Raw genomic sequence first — 13235 nt, 5'->3', positions numbered from 1 at the left:
GGGATGGGAAAACCTCAGGAAGTTCGGGACATGGCATCCTTGCGCAGGATGAACGCACTGAACTGAAGAAAGTCACCCAGATGCTGCGTAATGATCGAAACCGTAATCGGCAGTTGCAGCACCTGATAGTCGTGCACCGCAATATTCCTGAAGCCCACCATGTTTTTCAGCGTCTTCAGTTGGGCCTCGACCACCCATCCGCCCTGAAACAGCAGCTCGAAGACGTCCCGTGCACTTTGCGGCACACCAAGGCGCTCTCGACGGATAAGGTGATGCCCCATATCCAGCGCAGCCTCGCACGCCCGCTGGATGTTCAAGATGGCGGCGTCCTGGCGTGTAAAATCAGTGGCGAAGGTCGCCGGATCCTTCTCGTACTCCTCACGCACCCTGGCGACACAGCGCTCAATGCTCGCGGCCTTGTTGACCAATACATCATCGACCATAGATGACTCCATCCGTCTGGATATCACTCAGCAGCCCGGCCCTGGCAGTGTCCAGCGCCAGCTTTTCACTGAGTATGAAGCTCTCGAACAATCCCGCCTGCACATCCTTCGCCCACAAGCGTTGCCCCCGCACCAGTATCTGGTACTGCATCACGGTAGACGCCGCACGCAAATCGACAAGGTCCACCGGGCAACCGGCAATGTCCGCAAGATCGCCGGAAAGCTGCCATAACGACACAGGATCGGCTTGTCCGGGCAACAACAATGCTACATCCAGGTCGCTGCCGGGACCGGCCGTACCTTGCGCATGGCTACCGAAAAGGTAGACGGCCAGCAAGTCCGGCAGGCTGCGCTGTAGATGATTCAGCAAGGCTTGAGTATTCATGGGGCTATCCTAACCGCTGAAACGGGCTTCGGACCAACGATTTGCCACGATTCTGCGTGACATTGCGTTCCAGCATCAGGGTTTCGAACACCACCATCAGGTTGATGTCGGCCTTGCGCAATTCGTTGCGATTCATCCGTTGCCCCTGCTCCCCCAAACCCTCCAAGTGCAGAAAGAGGTTACCTCTGGCGAGCCAGTTCAACAGGTTGCGAAATCGATGACATGTTCTATCAATCCACGATGAACAGTTTGGCGCCGCTGACGGTCGACGAGCGATGCGCTTCGGCCTGGTCGGCCACCTGGTAGCTCATGCCTGCGGTCAGCGTGAACACACGGCCATCTTCCAGTTCGGTGTCCAGTTGCCCTTCCAGGCAGAGCAGGATGTGGCCCTTGCGACACCAATGATCGGCCAGATACCCCGGACTGTACTCAACCAGCCGGACCCTTATGCCACCGAACTGGCAGGTGCGCCAATAGGCCGTGCCGGTTTCGCCCGGATGCGGAACGGGCTCGATCGTCGACCAGTCGGTCGTGCCAAATGGGATGCCGGTCAGTTCCATGATTGTTTCCCGTCGTTGAAGGAACTCGCACCGTACCGATGGGCCTGCGCGATCGATAGATACAGAGTGGGATGATTTTTTTCATACAGCGTGATCAGGGCTGAGGGCGGGAAATCAGTGACGGGGTCGCCGCATTCTGCTCGTACTGCTTGCGCATCCTGGCAACGAATGGAACATATAGAACGTAGCCGGTACTCGGACGTCACTCTGCAGAAGCCGGTATGCGATGTTGCAGAGCCTGCATGAACATGGTGACTTCCTTGAACGGCCTTGTCTTGACGGGTTACAAATGAAAAAGCCTACCAATCAATAAGACAAGTGCGTCTATTGCGTGGCAGATGCCTGACTATCAGACAGGCATTGCCGCCGCTAGCCTAGCCCCGCCACTACCGCGCCTCCTCCCTCCAGACAGCAGACGTCCTGCTGCGATACCAACAAAACACCTTGCCAAGATGCCAGCACTCAGTGGCTACCTCAGAGAATTGCGGTAGCGCATATAAAACACTACCCCACAAAATGTCTCTTTTAAGGTACAATCGTGATGTACGAAGTGGAACATCTATTGTCTGCCAATGGAGTGGACATTTACCAAGCCTGGCTCGATAGCGTGCGAGACATTCGAACCAAAGCAAGAATCACTGCCAGGGTCGACCGCGCCTCTCTCGGCCACTTTGGCATCACCGAGCCGGTTGGCGATGGTGTTTTTGAAATGAAGCTCGATTTTGGTCCCGGCTACCGCCTCTACTACGCATTGGAGGACCAAAAAGTCATTTTCCTGTTAGGTGGCGGGTCAAAGGACAGACAGCAAAACGACATCAATCAAGCCAAGGCGCTCTGGATAACTCACAAGGTGAAAAGAAAATGACAATTCGGACTCGCGCTCACGAAGATAGCGTTCTTGAAATGCTTCGAGACGACGAAACATTTGCCCTTGAGTATCTGTCTGTCGCGCTCGAAGAAATCGACGAGGTTGGCGGGGAAGACGCGTTCCTTATCGCCATCCGTCGCCTTGTAGAGGCGAGAGGTGGCATGAGCAACCTGTCTCAAAGCACCGGTTTGGCACGCCCGAATCTCTACAGGGCCCTGGCGACCGGTGGTGATCCGAGATTGTCGACTGTCTTGAAGGTATTGCAGGCCCTGGGAATCAGCATGTCCAAAGTGGTCTCCCACCGCACTCGCCCCGGAGCAGAAGAAGCTGCGCTTGAATAGGATGCATGGCGGGCACCAGGTGAATCCATGACAGCTCATGCCCCTAGCTGAAGGGCATAAACCTCGCATCCTTTGCACAACGAAAAGTCCTACAAAACAATAAGATCCACACTTCTATTGTGTAGCCGATGCCTGACTATTAGATTGGCATCGCCGCCACTAGCCTAGTCTCGCCACAGTCAATCCTGTGGTCGGGTGTGACAACCTGAAAGTGTTCGAGGCGCGGTATCGCGTCATGGCTGTTTAGCTGCCGCATCTTGGCGCCCGGCTAATACACCTATGGCGGACCGTGTGGGGCAGGCTTCGGCCTGGCCGGTTCCCTCGGACGCCGGTTTGTCACCCTCGCACGGTCTGCCTCCCTTATCCGCGTGACAACGGTGGGAGTAAGTTCCTTAATCGTCCGAGGAGACAAGGAGAATGGCCTACCCCCCTTTTACGCACGGGCACCGCCCCCTACGCCCAGCTTCGTTGCATCACGATCATGGAGACAGCGTCCATGATTGATCGCTCGCTACTGTCCCGCCTGCCGCCGTCCGACCTGATCCGGCTGGCCTCCCTGAATCCCCTGGAAGCCGCCGCACATTTCCGAGTCGCCGCCAGGTTCTGCCTGGACGGCGCCCGCTGCGTGGCCTTTCGTGACCCGGAACAGGAACGCCTGGCCCATCGCCTGATTGCCGACGGCATCGCGCTCTATACCCTGGCGCTTCAGCGACTGGAATCACCCCAGCCCCGCACCATCCAGGTACCCGCGACCCGCCGCGCCGCCAACGACACCCACGAACCACCGACGCCCTGGGACGACCACTACGCCCGGCAACTCGCCGAGGGGGCCCATGAAGCCGAACGCTGGTTGCAGCAGGCCGATGCCTCGCCACTCTGGGCAGAACTGGCCCGACGGCGCCGGCTTTATCTCACTGAGCAATGCAGAGAAGCTTTCGAGACAGGATTTTTGCGGCGGATTCAGGGCTATCTGAAGGCCTGAATTCAGCAACTACGAGGAGGCGGGAGATCTTTTGCACCGAGAATGAAAAAGCCCCTGAGTCTCGCGACTTCAGGGGCTTTTCATGTATGGCGGAGAGATAGGGATTCGAACCCTAGGTACCCGCGAAGGTACAACGGATTTCGAATCCGTCCCATTCGGCCACTCTGGCATCTCTCCAATGGCGCGCATCATACCAACACTTTTGCCGGAAGCGAACCCCCTGAAGCAAAAAAATTCCGTGCTATCAGATGCTTGCGTCGATTACAGCGGTACACCCAGGCGATGGGCGACTTCTTCGTAGGCTTCGATGACGTCACCGAGGCCCTGGCGGAAGCGGTCCTTGTCCATCTTCTTCTTGGTGTCCTTGTCCCACAGGCGGCAGCCGTCCGGGCTGAACTCGTCGCCCAGGACGATGGAACCGTCGCTGAACACGCCGAATTCCAGCTTGAAGTCGACTAGCAGCAGGCCGGCGTCATCGAACAGCTTGCTCAGGATCTCGTTGACCTTGAGCGACAGCTCCTTCATGCGCGCCAGTTGCTCGGCGGTGCCCCAGCCGAACGCCACGACGTGGGATTCGTTGATGAACGGATCGCCCTTGGCGTCGTCCTTCAGGAACAGTTCGAAGGTGTAGGGGTTGAGCTTCATGCCCTCTTCCACACCCAGGCGCTTGACCAGGCTGCCGGCCGCGTAGTTGCGCACCACGCACTCCACCGGAATCATGTCGAGCTTCTTCACCAGCGACTCGTTGTCGCCCAGCAGTTTGTCGAACTGGGTCGGAACGCCGGCCGCTTCGAGTTTCTGCATGATGAAGGCGTTGAACTTGTTGTTCACCATCCCCTTGCGATCGAGTTGTTCGATACGCTTGCCGTCGAACGCCGAGGTGTCGTTGCGAAACAGCAGGATCAAGCGGTCGGCGTCGTCGGTCTTGTAAACCGACTTGGCTTTGCCGCGGTAGAGTTCTTCACGTTTTTCCATGATGGGCTCCGCTTGTTAAGTTGTTGGGCCCGGCGATGTGTCGCCAGTCGAGCCCTGAATCTTGATCGGCCAGTTGCAGCCAGTCCGGGTCGCACCCGAGGGTGTCGACAAAACATTGCCGGGCCAGCTGCGGCAGGTTGTTCTTGCTGCTCAGGTGGGCCAGCACCAGGTGTTGCAAGCCCTGCCAGCCCAGCTCGGCCACCAGGCTTGCGGCCTGGTGGTTGTTCAAATGTCCTTCCGTACCGCCAACCCGCTGCTTGAGAAAATACGGGTAATGCCCCCGTGCAAGCAGGTCGCGGCAATGATTGGCCTCGATCATCAGCGCATCGAGACCGCTGTAGCTGTCCATGACGGTCGAGCAATACGAACCCAGGTCGGTCAGCAGGCCGAAACGCCGCTGGCCGTCGCTGAACACGTACTGCGTCGGTTCCTGGGCATCGTGGGCCACGGAAACGACGCCGATCGCCAACGAGCCGATCTGCAACGTATCGCCCCCGGCCACGAACCCCGCCGGGTCGACAGGCTTGCGCATCCCGCGCAAGGTGCCGCGACTGAGGTACACCGGTAGATTGTAGCGCCGGGACAGCAAACCCACGCCATGCACATGATCGGCATGCTCGTGGGTCACCAGGATCGCGCTCAGTTGCGCCGGGTTCACACCCAGGCGTGCCAGGCGCCGCTCGGTTTCCCGCAGGGAGAAACCACAATCGACCAGAACACAGGTATCACCACTGGCTATCAGCGTGCCGTTCCCTTGGCTACCACTGCCGAGAACGGCAAAACGCATCGTCTATCAGCCCAGGTTGTCCTGAATCACGCTCAGTACACGACGCGCGACATCAGCCGGCGCCACGGTGTTGATGTCCTTCTCGACGGTCACCTGCACGCTGTCGCCCACCTTGCTCAGGCGAACCTGGTAACGCTCGGCACGGGCTTCGATTTCTTCCTTGGCCGGCTTGCTGCCAAACAGTTTGCCGAAGAAGCCAGGCTCTTCGTTCTTGCGCTCGGCCTTTTCCGCCAGGTTGATGTAGTACAGGCCCAGGCTGCGGTTGATGTCTTCGACACGCCACTGGCCCTGCTCCAGGGCACGGCCGACGCTGGACCAGGCACGGTCGAGGTCTTCGCCGACGCTCAGTACCGGGTTGCCACTGCCGTCCTGGCTCAGGCTGACGCGGCTCGGGGTATCGAAGTCGCGGGCGGCCAGCAGGGAGACCGAACCGCCCTTCTCGGCGCTGCGGCTCATGCTCGAGAGCATTTCGTCGACCAGGGCCGAATCCACCCCGGTATTGACCGAACGCGCGGTGAAGTCGACGTTGGCCGTGCTGCCCACCGGGCGCTCGGCGCTGACCACGTAGATTTCGCTGGTGTTGCGCTGCACGCCTGGCTCGATACGGACCCGCACGCGGGTCTCGTTGCCGGCTGCGCCGCTGCTGCCCAGGCGCTTGGCCAGGCTCGCCGACAGTTCGTCGGAGTGCTGCCAGGCGGTGGTGAACTCACCGGTCTGCGGACGTTGCGAGTCGATACGGAAGCCGTTGTCCTGGAAGAACTGGGTAGCCACCGACCAGACCTCGGCCGGCGGATGCTGGCCCAGGATCCAGCTCGAGTCGCCGTTCTTCTGCAGGCTGTAGTCGCTGGCGCTGGCCGCGACCTGCAGCGGTTGCGGACGCGGAACCTCGTAAGGGCCCTTGACGGTTTCGCTGGCCACGTTGCGCGGGATCGGCAACAGCGGATCAAGGCGCTTGCTCGTGGAGACATCCGGCGGCAGCTGCATGGCTGGCGTCTGTTGCGCTTCCAGGTAATCGCTGCCACGGTCGCGGAAATAACCTTCCGGGCCCCAAAGCCAGCCGCAGCCACTGGTGCTGGAGATAATCAAGGCAAGTGCGGAAAGTCCGGCCAATCGCTTCATGCGGTGTGTTTCCTCAATTAAACCAGGACGCCGGACTGGCGCATGGCCTGCCGCAGCGGTTCGTGACAGGCGGCGCTGAGCCAGGTGAGCGGCAGACGGATACCGTCCGGCATCAGGCCCATCTCATGCAGCGCCCATTTCACGGGGATCGGGTTGGATTCGATGAACAGGGTCTTGTTCAGCGGCATCAGTTTCTGGTGGAGCGCGCGGGCGGTCTCGGCATCGCCACGCAGCGCGGCGGCGCACAGCTCGCTCATGTCGCGCGGGGCGACGTTGGCGGTCACCGAGATGTTGCCCTTGCCGCCGAGCAGCATCAGCTCGACCGCAGTGGCGTCGTCACCGGAGTAGACCAGGAAATCGCTGCTCACGCCGGCCAGGATGGCCTTGGCGCGGTCCAGGTCGCCAGTGGCTTCCTTGATGCCGATGATGTTCGGCACGCTCGACAGGCGGATCACGGTCTCGGCCTGCATGTCGCAAGCGGTACGGCCCGGTACGTTGTAGAGGATCTGCGGGATGTCGACCGCCTCGGCGATCGTGCGGAAATGCTGGTACAGGCCTTCCTGGGTCGGCTTGTTGTAGTACGGGGTCACCAGCAGGCACGCATCGGCGCCGGCACTCTTCGCGTTGGTGGTCAGCTCGATCGCTTCACGCGTGGAGTTGGCGCCCGTGCCGGCGATCACCGGAATGCGCCCGGCCACCTGGTCGACCACGCGACGAATGACTTCGATGTGCTCGTGCACGTCGAGGGTCGCCGACTCACCCGTGGTGCCGACCGCGACAATGGCATTGGTGCCGTTTTGCAGGTGGAAGTCCACCAGCTTGGTCAGGCTGTCCCAGTCAAGATTACCCTGTGCATCCATGGGTGTGACCAGTGCCACCATACTGCCCGCAATCATGCAACCGCTCCTGCCGGAAAAAGAGAGCGGTAATGGTACTGGCGCCATCAGCCTTGTACAAGCGAAGTACTCGCCATGAGCATTCCCCTTGGCGCCGGTTTTCGCTACCCTTCAGACTTTGATCGGTACTGAGTCAGTCATGTGCCGGGCTCCAGACTCCCTTTTCGCTGCCCGAAACCCGCTCCTGCCTTGCCGTCGCCCGCTCTCGCCCGTGCCTGAGGGGCCGATGCAGGGGGTTCGATGCGTTTCCCGACGGTCGAGAATCGTGCCGAGCAGGACCCGAACCATGACACCCCGACGTACCGACCGCTCATCGCTTTAGGAATGCTGCATGTCCACCCCCACTGTCCGCGAACAATTCCTTGTCATCAGTGCCCTCGGCGCCAATCCCATGGAGCTGACCAACGTCCTGTGCCGCGCCAGCCATGAAAACCGCTGCGCCGTGGTGACCTCGCGCCTGACCCGCCATGGCGAGTACAGCGCGCTGGTCCTGCAGATTTCCGGCAACTGGGACGCCCTGGCGCGCCTCGAGGCCGCCCTGCCGAACCTGGCGAAGAAGCACAACCTGACCCTCAACGTGGTGCGCAGCGGCGCCCTGGAGAACCGTCCCCAGGCCCTGCCCTACGTCGCCTATGTCAGCTCGGCCTACCGTTCGGACATCATCAACGAACTGTGCCAGTTCTTCATCGACCACAATGTCGAGCTGGAGAACCTGACCTGCGACACCTACCTGGCCCCGCACACCGGTGGGACCATGCTCAACGCCACCTTCACCGTGACCCTGCCGCCCGGCGTGCAGATCAGCTGGTTGCGCGACCAGTTCCTGGACTTCGCCGACGCGATGAACCTCGATGCGCTGATCGAACCCTGGCGCCCACAGAACCCCATGTAAGGAGCCCGCATGGCCGTCGTCCTCAATGAAGCCGTAACCGATTTCCAGGCCCCTGCCACCAGCGGCAAGACCGTCAGCCTGTCCGACTTGAAGGGCAAGCAGGTGGTGATCTATTTCTACCCCAAGGACAGCACTCCCGGCTGCACCACCGAGGGCCAGGGCTTTCGCGACCAGTACGCGGCGTTCCAGGCGGCCAACACCGAGGTTTTCGGTGTCTCGCGCGACAGCCTGAAGTCCCACGAGAACTTCAAGTGCAAGCAGGAGTTTCCCTTCGAGCTGATCAGCGACAAGGATGAAGCGGTCTGCCAGCTGTTCGACGTGATCAAGCTGAAGAAGCTCTATGGCAAGGAATACCTGGGTGTCGACCGCAGTACCTTCCTGATCGATGCGAAAGGCGTGCTGCGCCAGGAATGGCGTGGCGTGAAGGTACCCGGCCACGTCGATGCGGTGCTGGCAGCGGCACAGGCGCTGGACAAGGCCTGACCGGTTGGGCCGCTAGAAGCTTCGCGGGCAAGTCGGATCGCCGCACCGCCTGCTCCTACAGGTTGAATGTTGTGATCGACACCGAACTGTAGGAGCAGGGCTTGCCCGCGAAGAGGCCCGCAAGACCGCCAAACGCTTCGCGGGCAAGCCCGCTCCCACAAAAAAGCCAATCCCCCTACAGCAACGGCGCCACCACCGGTTCCTTGCGCGGCCAGGCATCCAGTACGGCCTTGAACAGCGTCGCCAGCGGAATGGCGAAAAACACGCCCCAGAAACCCCACAGCCCACCAAACAACAGCACCGCGCAGATGATCGCCACCGGGTGCAGGTTCACCGCGCCGGAAAACAGCAGCGGCACCAGCACGTTGCCGTCGAGCGTCTGGATGATCCCGTAGACCGCCATCAGGTAGATGAACTGGTCGCTCCAGCCCCACTGGAACAAGGCGATCAGCGTCACCGGCACGGTCACCACCACCGCGCCGACATACGGCACCACCACCGACAGTCCCACCAGCAGCGCAAGCAGGGCCGCGTAGTTGAGGCCCAGCGCAACGAAGGCGATGTAGGTGACCCCGCCGCAGATGATGATCTCGATCACCTTGCCACGGATGTAGTTGGCGATCTGCCGGTTCATTTCCTCCGCCACCCGGGTGATCAGCGCACGCTCGCGCGGCAGGTAGCCACGTACCCAGTCGCGGATCTTCGCCCGGTCCTTGAGGAAGAAAAACACCAGGATCGGCACCAGCACCAGGTAGATCATCATGTTGACCAGCAACGGCAGGCTCGACAACGAGAAGGTCAGCGCCCACTGGCCGAACTTGCCGATTTCGCCCCGCGCCACCTCGATCGCCTGCAGCACCTGCTCGTCGGACACCAGGTGTGGGTAACGCTCCGGCAGCAACAGCAGCAGCGATTGCCACTTGGCCAACATCCCCGGCAGCTCGTTGAACAGCGTGATCAACTGGTGCCAGAGCAGCGGCACCACCACCAGCATGAACAGCAGCAGGCCGCCCATGAACAGCGCGAACACCAGGCCGACCGCCGCCGCGCCGGGCAGGCGCAGGCGCTCCAGGCCAAACACCAGGCCCTGCATCAGGTAGGCCAGGACCATCCCGGCCAATACCGGGGCAAGCATCTTGCCGAGGGTCAGCACGGCAGTGAAAGCCAGGCACAGCAGGACTGCCAATACCACCGCTTCCTCATCGGAGAAATAGCGTTGGATCCAGTCTCGTAACACTTTGAACATCAATAATCCCTAACGATTTCAGTGCTGGAAATTCAGGCCTTGCGCAGCCAGTAGCGGTAGACCCCGGCCTCTTCCTCTTCGCGCAACAGCGCATGCCCGGCCAGCTTGGCGAAGGTACGAAAATCGCGTTGCGAGCCGGCATCGGTGGCGATGACCTTGAGTACCGCGCCACTGGCCAGGCGATTGAGCTCAAGCTTGGCCTTGAGCAGCGGCAGCGGGCAGTTCAGGCCGCTGGCATCCAGCTCGGCGTCGTACTCTACAGCGTCGGTCATTGCTTCACTCCTGGCGGCGCATCGGATTGGATGGTTGCAGCCGTCTAGGATACCCCAAGCGGTGCCACCTCTGGTCGTCGACGTGGTGTGCGGCTACAGTAAGGGTTTTGCCGAACCAGAGCCCCGTGCATGACATTTCTGCGCCCTACCCTGCTGACGCTCGCCTGCCTGCTCGCCTCCCCCGGCTACGCCGATGACCTGCCCTCGCTTGGAGACGCCAGCTCCGCCATCGTCTCGCCCCAGCAGGAGTACCAGCTGGGGCGCGCCTGGCTGAGCCTGCTGCGCAGCCAGGTCAAGCAACTGAACGATCCGCAGCTCAAGGACTACGTGGAAACCACGGTCTACAAGCTGGTCGAGACCAGCCAGGTACAGGACCGGCGCCTGGAGTTCATCCTGATCGACAGCAACCAGCTCAACGCCTTCGCCGCGCCGGGCGGGATCATCGGGATCAACGGCGGCCTGTTCCTAAATGCCCAGACCGAAGGCGAGTACGCCTCGGTACTGGCCCACGAACTGGCGCACTTGTCGCAACGCCACTTCGCCCGCGGCGTGGAAGCCCAGCAGCGCATGCAGTTGCCGATGATGGCGGCGCTGCTGACCGGAATCATCGTCGCCGCAGCCGGTGGTGGTGATGCCGGCATCGCGACGATTGCCGGAACCCAGGCCGCCGCCTTCCAGGAGAAGCAGCGCTTCTCCCGGCAGAACGAGCAGGAGGCCGACCGGATCGGCATTCTCAACCTGGAGAAGGCCGGCTACGACCCACGCAACATGCCGACCATGTTCGAACGTCTGATGCGCATCTACCGCTTCGATGCCAAGCCCCCGGAATTCCTGCTGACCCACCCGGTCACCGAGTCGCGGATCGCCGACACCCGCAACCGCGCCGAACAGGCCAAGCCCGGCGGCATCGAGGACAGCCTGCGCTATCAATTGATCCGTGCCCGCGTGATGCTCTCCTACGAGGACTCCCCGGGCCTGGCGGCCAAGCGTTTCCGGGCCCAGCTGGACGAGAACCCCAAGTCCGACATCGCCCGCTACGGCCTGGCCATTGCCCAGATCAAGGGCAGCCAGTTGAACGAGGCGAGGGAGAACCTCAAGTTGCTGCTGGCCAAGTCGCCCAACGAGATCATCTACAACCTGGCCCAGATAGAGCTCGACATCAGCAGCGGACGCCTTCCGGATGCAGTGCAACGGACCGACCGCATGCTGGCGCAGTACCCGGGCAACTACCCGCTGAGGCAGCTGCAGGTCGACCTGCTGGGCAAGCAGAACAAGCCGGCCGAAGCGGAAAAGGTCCTGGTCGATCTGCTCAAGACCCGTTCGGACGACCCGGACATCTGGTACCAGATCGCCGAAACCCGTGGCCAGTCCGGCAACATCATCGGCCTGCACCAGGCACGGGCCGAATACTTTGCACTGGTCGGTGACTACAAGCAGGCGATCCAACAGCTGGACTTCGCCAAGCGCCGGGCTCCGAATTTCCAGCTGGCGTCACGAATCGATGCACGACAGAAGGAAATGATCGACCAGGAGCGCCTGGTCAAGGACATGATGGGCGGCTGAGGCATCGCCCTCAAATGATCGTGCCCACGCTCCGCGTGGGAATGCAGCCCGTGACGCTCCGCGTCACCAGGGCGGACGCCGAGCGTCCTGGGAGGCGTTCCCACGCGGAGCGTGGGAACGATCGGTACAGGTTATTTTGCGTACGACACCGCCCACTCTAGGAGCTTGGCTTGTCGGGGCGCCGAACCGCCGCGAAGAGGCCGCCAAGCCTCACGCAAAGCCCGCACACCTCACAAAACCACTACGACTCAGGCGTTGCCGCTCAGCTTCATCCGCGCCGCCTGGGTGAAGTCCAGCATCCGCTTCAACGGTCGCACCGCCCGCGGAATGACCGACGGATCGACGAAAATCTCGTTACTGCCCTCACGCAGGCACTGCAGCGTACGCTCCAGGGTGTTCATCGCCATCCACGGGCAGTGCGCGCAGCTGCGGCAAGCCGCGCCGTTACCGGCCGTCGGCGCCTCGATGAACACCTTGTCCGGGCACAGCTGCTGCATCTTGTAGAAGATGCCGCGGTCGGTGGCGACGATGAAGGTCTTGTTCGGCAGGGTCTGCGCCGCCTTGATCAACTGGCTGGTGGAGCCGACCGCGTCGGCCAGGTCGATCACCGACTCGGGCGACTCCGGATGCACCAGGATCGCCGCATCGGGATACAGCGCCTTCATGTCCTCCAGCTGGCGGGACTTGAACTCCTCGTGAACGATGCAGGCACCGTCCCACAGCAGCATGTCGGCACCGGTCTGTTTCTGGATGTAGCGACCCAGGTGCTTGTCCGGCGCCCAGATGATCTTCTCGCCGTTGTCCATCAGGCTTTCGACGATTTCCAGCGCACAGCTGGAGGTCACCACCCAGTCCGCCCGCGCCTTGACCGCTGCCGAGGTGTTGGCATACACCACCACCGTGCGTTCCGGATGCTGGTCGCAGAAGGCGGAAAACTCGTCCACCGGGCAGCCGAGGTCCAGCGAGCAGGTTGCCTCCAGGGTCGGCATCAGGATGCGTTTTTCCGGGGTGAGGATCTTCGCCGTCTCGCCCATGAAACGCACGCCCGCCACCAGCACGGTCTTGGCCGGATGCGCGGCGCCGAAACGGGCCATTTCCAGGGAGTCGGAGACGCAACCACCGGTCTCCTCGGCCAGAGCCTGGATGATCGGGTCGCAATAGAAGTGGGCCACCAGCACCGCGTCCTGAGCCTTGAGCTCGGCGGCGATCTCGGCACGGAGCGTCGCCTCCTGCTCGGCACTCAACGGTTTGGGTTGCTTGGCGTCGAGATGGGCTTGAACCAGAAGGCGTTCGGAAATCTGCGTCATGTTCGCAAGACCTGCAGGCGCGTGAGCGCGAAAGTCGAGTATACCCCGGCCCCCGCCTCTTTCCGAAACGGGATATTAGGTGAAGCGCACAGCGACCGGGAGGGTGAATCCATCAG

General features: G+C 61.6%; 16 protein-coding genes, 1 tRNA gene and 1 pseudogene. 6 read left to right on the top strand and 12 right to left on the bottom strand.

The genetic code is table 11. From position 1 onward, the window contains the following. Nucleotides 1-14: 14 nt before the first annotated feature. From hepT to HU752_RS08480, 4 genes and pseudogenes are all read right to left on the bottom strand, one after another. Nucleotides 15-443, bottom strand: coding sequence for a type VII toxin-antitoxin system HepT family RNase toxin (gene hepT / locus HU752_RS08490; RefSeq protein WP_186677993.1), 429 nt, complete (start codon nucleotides 441-443; stop codon nucleotides 15-17). Further along, complete coding sequence (mntA, locus tag HU752_RS08485; RefSeq protein WP_186677996.1) at nucleotides 433-828, bottom strand: type VII toxin-antitoxin system MntA family adenylyltransferase antitoxin; 396 nt, start codon at nucleotides 826-828, stop codon at nucleotides 433-435. Before mntA ends, hepT begins: the two co-directional genes overlap by 11 nt. A 22-nt stretch (nucleotides 829-850) precedes the next feature. After that, nucleotides 851-964, bottom strand: a pseudogene (locus HU752_RS31890) (LysR family transcriptional regulator); the annotation flags it as partial. Nucleotides 965-1058: 94 nt separating this feature from the next. Continuing rightward, nucleotides 1059-1388, bottom strand: coding sequence for a DHCW motif cupin fold protein (locus HU752_RS08480; protein ID WP_186677997.1), 330 nt, complete (start codon nucleotides 1386-1388; stop codon nucleotides 1059-1061). Nucleotides 1389-1929: 541 nt separating this feature from the next. Here HU752_RS08480 and HU752_RS08475 point away from each other — a divergent pair. The 3 genes from HU752_RS08475 (at nucleotide 1930) to HU752_RS08465 (ending at nucleotide 3579) form a co-directional block, all read left to right on the top strand. Then, on the top strand, nucleotides 1930-2253 hold the full coding sequence (locus HU752_RS08475) for a type II toxin-antitoxin system RelE/ParE family toxin (RefSeq protein ID WP_186678000.1): 324 nt from the start codon (nucleotides 1930-1932) through the stop codon (nucleotides 2251-2253). Beyond that, on the top strand, nucleotides 2250-2597 hold the full coding sequence (locus tag HU752_RS08470) for an addiction module antidote protein (RefSeq protein ID WP_186678002.1): 348 nt from the start codon (nucleotides 2250-2252) through the stop codon (nucleotides 2595-2597). Before HU752_RS08475 ends, HU752_RS08470 begins: the two co-directional genes overlap by 4 nt. Nucleotides 2598-3093: 496 nt before the next feature. Beyond that, the gene (locus tag HU752_RS08465) at nucleotides 3094-3579 is read left to right on the top strand and encodes a LasR-specific antiactivator QslA (protein ID WP_186678005.1); all 486 of its coding nucleotides are present in this window, start codon (nucleotides 3094-3096) and stop codon (nucleotides 3577-3579) included. A gap of 87 nt (nucleotides 3580-3666) precedes the next feature. On the opposite strand, the gene HU752_RS08460 is transcribed toward HU752_RS08465, so the two are convergent. The 5 genes from HU752_RS08460 to dapA form a co-directional block, all read right to left on the bottom strand. Then, a tRNA-Ser gene (locus HU752_RS08460) sits at nucleotides 3667-3756 on the bottom strand. 84 nt (nucleotides 3757-3840) lie between these two features. Then, a complete protein-coding gene (gene purC, locus HU752_RS08455) occupies nucleotides 3841-4554 on the bottom strand; it encodes a phosphoribosylaminoimidazolesuccinocarboxamide synthase (RefSeq protein WP_010450180.1) in 714 nt (237 codons plus the stop codon). Beyond that, nucleotides 4541-5341, bottom strand: a complete 801-nt coding sequence (locus HU752_RS08450; protein WP_186678015.1) for an MBL fold metallo-hydrolase — start codon at nucleotides 5339-5341, stop codon at nucleotides 4541-4543. The genes purC and HU752_RS08450 overlap by 14 nt, the downstream gene beginning before the upstream one ends. Nucleotides 5342-5347: 6 nt before the next feature. Beyond that, nucleotides 5348-6460 (bottom strand): NlpB/DapX family lipoprotein, encoded by a 1113-nt coding sequence (gene bamC, locus HU752_RS08445; RefSeq protein WP_186678017.1) that lies wholly within the window; start codon nucleotides 6458-6460, stop codon nucleotides 5348-5350. Nucleotides 6461-6477: 17 nt separating this feature from the next. Continuing rightward, entirely contained in the window at nucleotides 6478-7356 is an 879-nt protein-coding gene (gene dapA / locus HU752_RS08440; RefSeq protein ID WP_186678019.1) for a 4-hydroxy-tetrahydrodipicolinate synthase, read from the bottom strand. 331 nt (nucleotides 7357-7687) lie between these two features. On the opposite strand from dapA, the gene HU752_RS08435 reads away from it, so the two are divergent. Next, nucleotides 7688-8248, top strand: a complete 561-nt coding sequence (locus HU752_RS08435) for a glycine cleavage system transcriptional repressor (RefSeq protein WP_186678020.1) — start codon at nucleotides 7688-7690, stop codon at nucleotides 8246-8248. Between the two features lie 9 nt (nucleotides 8249-8257). Beyond that, nucleotides 8258-8731: a peroxiredoxin gene (locus HU752_RS08430; RefSeq protein ID WP_186678022.1), complete on the top strand. Its 474-nt coding sequence runs from the start codon at nucleotides 8258-8260 to the stop codon at nucleotides 8729-8731. Between the two features lie 175 nt (nucleotides 8732-8906). Here HU752_RS08430 and HU752_RS08425 read toward each other — a convergent pair whose 3' ends face one another. Together HU752_RS08425 and HU752_RS08420 are read right to left on the bottom strand one after the other, a co-directional pair. Next, nucleotides 8907-9977, bottom strand: coding sequence for an AI-2E family transporter (locus tag HU752_RS08425; protein WP_186678024.1), 1071 nt, complete (start codon nucleotides 9975-9977; stop codon nucleotides 8907-8909). A gap of 32 nt (nucleotides 9978-10009) precedes the next feature. Beyond that, nucleotides 10010-10249, bottom strand: a complete 240-nt coding sequence (locus HU752_RS08420) for a sulfurtransferase TusA family protein (RefSeq protein ID WP_177088630.1) — start codon at nucleotides 10247-10249, stop codon at nucleotides 10010-10012. Between the two features lie 129 nt (nucleotides 10250-10378). Between HU752_RS08420 and HU752_RS08415 the strand changes: the two genes are divergently transcribed. Further along, nucleotides 10379-11812 carry a M48 family metalloprotease gene (locus HU752_RS08415; RefSeq protein WP_186678026.1) on the top strand — a complete coding sequence of 478 codons (1434 nt, stop codon included), beginning with the start codon at nucleotides 10379-10381 and terminating at the stop codon, nucleotides 11810-11812. A gap of 248 nt (nucleotides 11813-12060) precedes the next feature. On the opposite strand, the gene nadA is transcribed toward HU752_RS08415, so the two are convergent. Beyond that, entirely contained in the window at nucleotides 12061-13119 is a 1059-nt protein-coding gene (gene nadA / locus HU752_RS08410) for a quinolinate synthase NadA (RefSeq protein WP_017903387.1), read from the bottom strand. Nucleotides 13120-13235: the final 116 nt, after the last annotated feature.

Source organism: Pseudomonas vanderleydeniana, from assembly GCF_014268755.2.
Lineage (GTDB): Bacteria > Pseudomonadota > Gammaproteobacteria > Pseudomonadales > Pseudomonadaceae > Aquipseudomonas > Aquipseudomonas vanderleydeniana.
This window is presented reverse-complemented; position numbering and strand designations above follow the sequence as displayed.

Bases quoted from the DNA above. Each gene is read 5' to 3' on its own strand.
- HU752_RS08425 (WP_186678024.1), bottom strand. From the start codon at position 9,977: ATGTTCAAAGTGTTACGAGACTGGATCCAACGCTATTTCTCCGATGAG.
- HU752_RS08420 (WP_177088630.1), bottom strand. From the start codon at position 10,249: ATGACCGACGCTGTAGAGTACGACGCCGAGCTGGATGCCAGCGGCCTG.
- HU752_RS08465 (WP_186678005.1), top strand. From the start codon at position 3,094: ATGATTGATCGCTCGCTACTGTCCCGCCTGCCGCCGTCCGACCTGATC.
- nadA (WP_017903387.1), bottom strand. From the start codon at position 13,119: ATGACGCAGATTTCCGAACGCCTTCTGGTTCAAGCCCATCTCGACGCC.
- purC (WP_010450180.1), bottom strand. From the start codon at position 4,554: ATGGAAAAACGTGAAGAACTCTACCGCGGCAAAGCCAAGTCGGTTTAC.
- HU752_RS08415 (WP_186678026.1), top strand. From the start codon at position 10,379: ATGACATTTCTGCGCCCTACCCTGCTGACGCTCGCCTGCCTGCTCGCC.
- hepT (WP_186677993.1), bottom strand. From the start codon at position 443: ATGGTCGATGATGTATTGGTCAACAAGGCCGCGAGCATTGAGCGCTGT.
- mntA (WP_186677996.1), bottom strand. From the start codon at position 828: ATGAATACTCAAGCCTTGCTGAATCATCTACAGCGCAGCCTGCCGGAC.
- HU752_RS08475 (WP_186678000.1), top strand. From the start codon at position 1,930: ATGTACGAAGTGGAACATCTATTGTCTGCCAATGGAGTGGACATTTAC.
- dapA (WP_186678019.1), bottom strand. From the start codon at position 7,356: ATGATTGCGGGCAGTATGGTGGCACTGGTCACACCCATGGATGCACAG.
- HU752_RS08470 (WP_186678002.1), top strand. From the start codon at position 2,250: ATGACAATTCGGACTCGCGCTCACGAAGATAGCGTTCTTGAAATGCTT.
- HU752_RS08480 (WP_186677997.1), bottom strand. From the start codon at position 1,388: ATGGAACTGACCGGCATCCCATTTGGCACGACCGACTGGTCGACGATC.
- bamC (WP_186678017.1), bottom strand. From the start codon at position 6,460: ATGAAGCGATTGGCCGGACTTTCCGCACTTGCCTTGATTATCTCCAGC.
- HU752_RS08430 (WP_186678022.1), top strand. From the start codon at position 8,258: ATGGCCGTCGTCCTCAATGAAGCCGTAACCGATTTCCAGGCCCCTGCC.
- HU752_RS08450 (WP_186678015.1), bottom strand. From the start codon at position 5,341: ATGCGTTTTGCCGTTCTCGGCAGTGGTAGCCAAGGGAACGGCACGCTG.
- HU752_RS08435 (WP_186678020.1), top strand. From the start codon at position 7,688: ATGTCCACCCCCACTGTCCGCGAACAATTCCTTGTCATCAGTGCCCTC.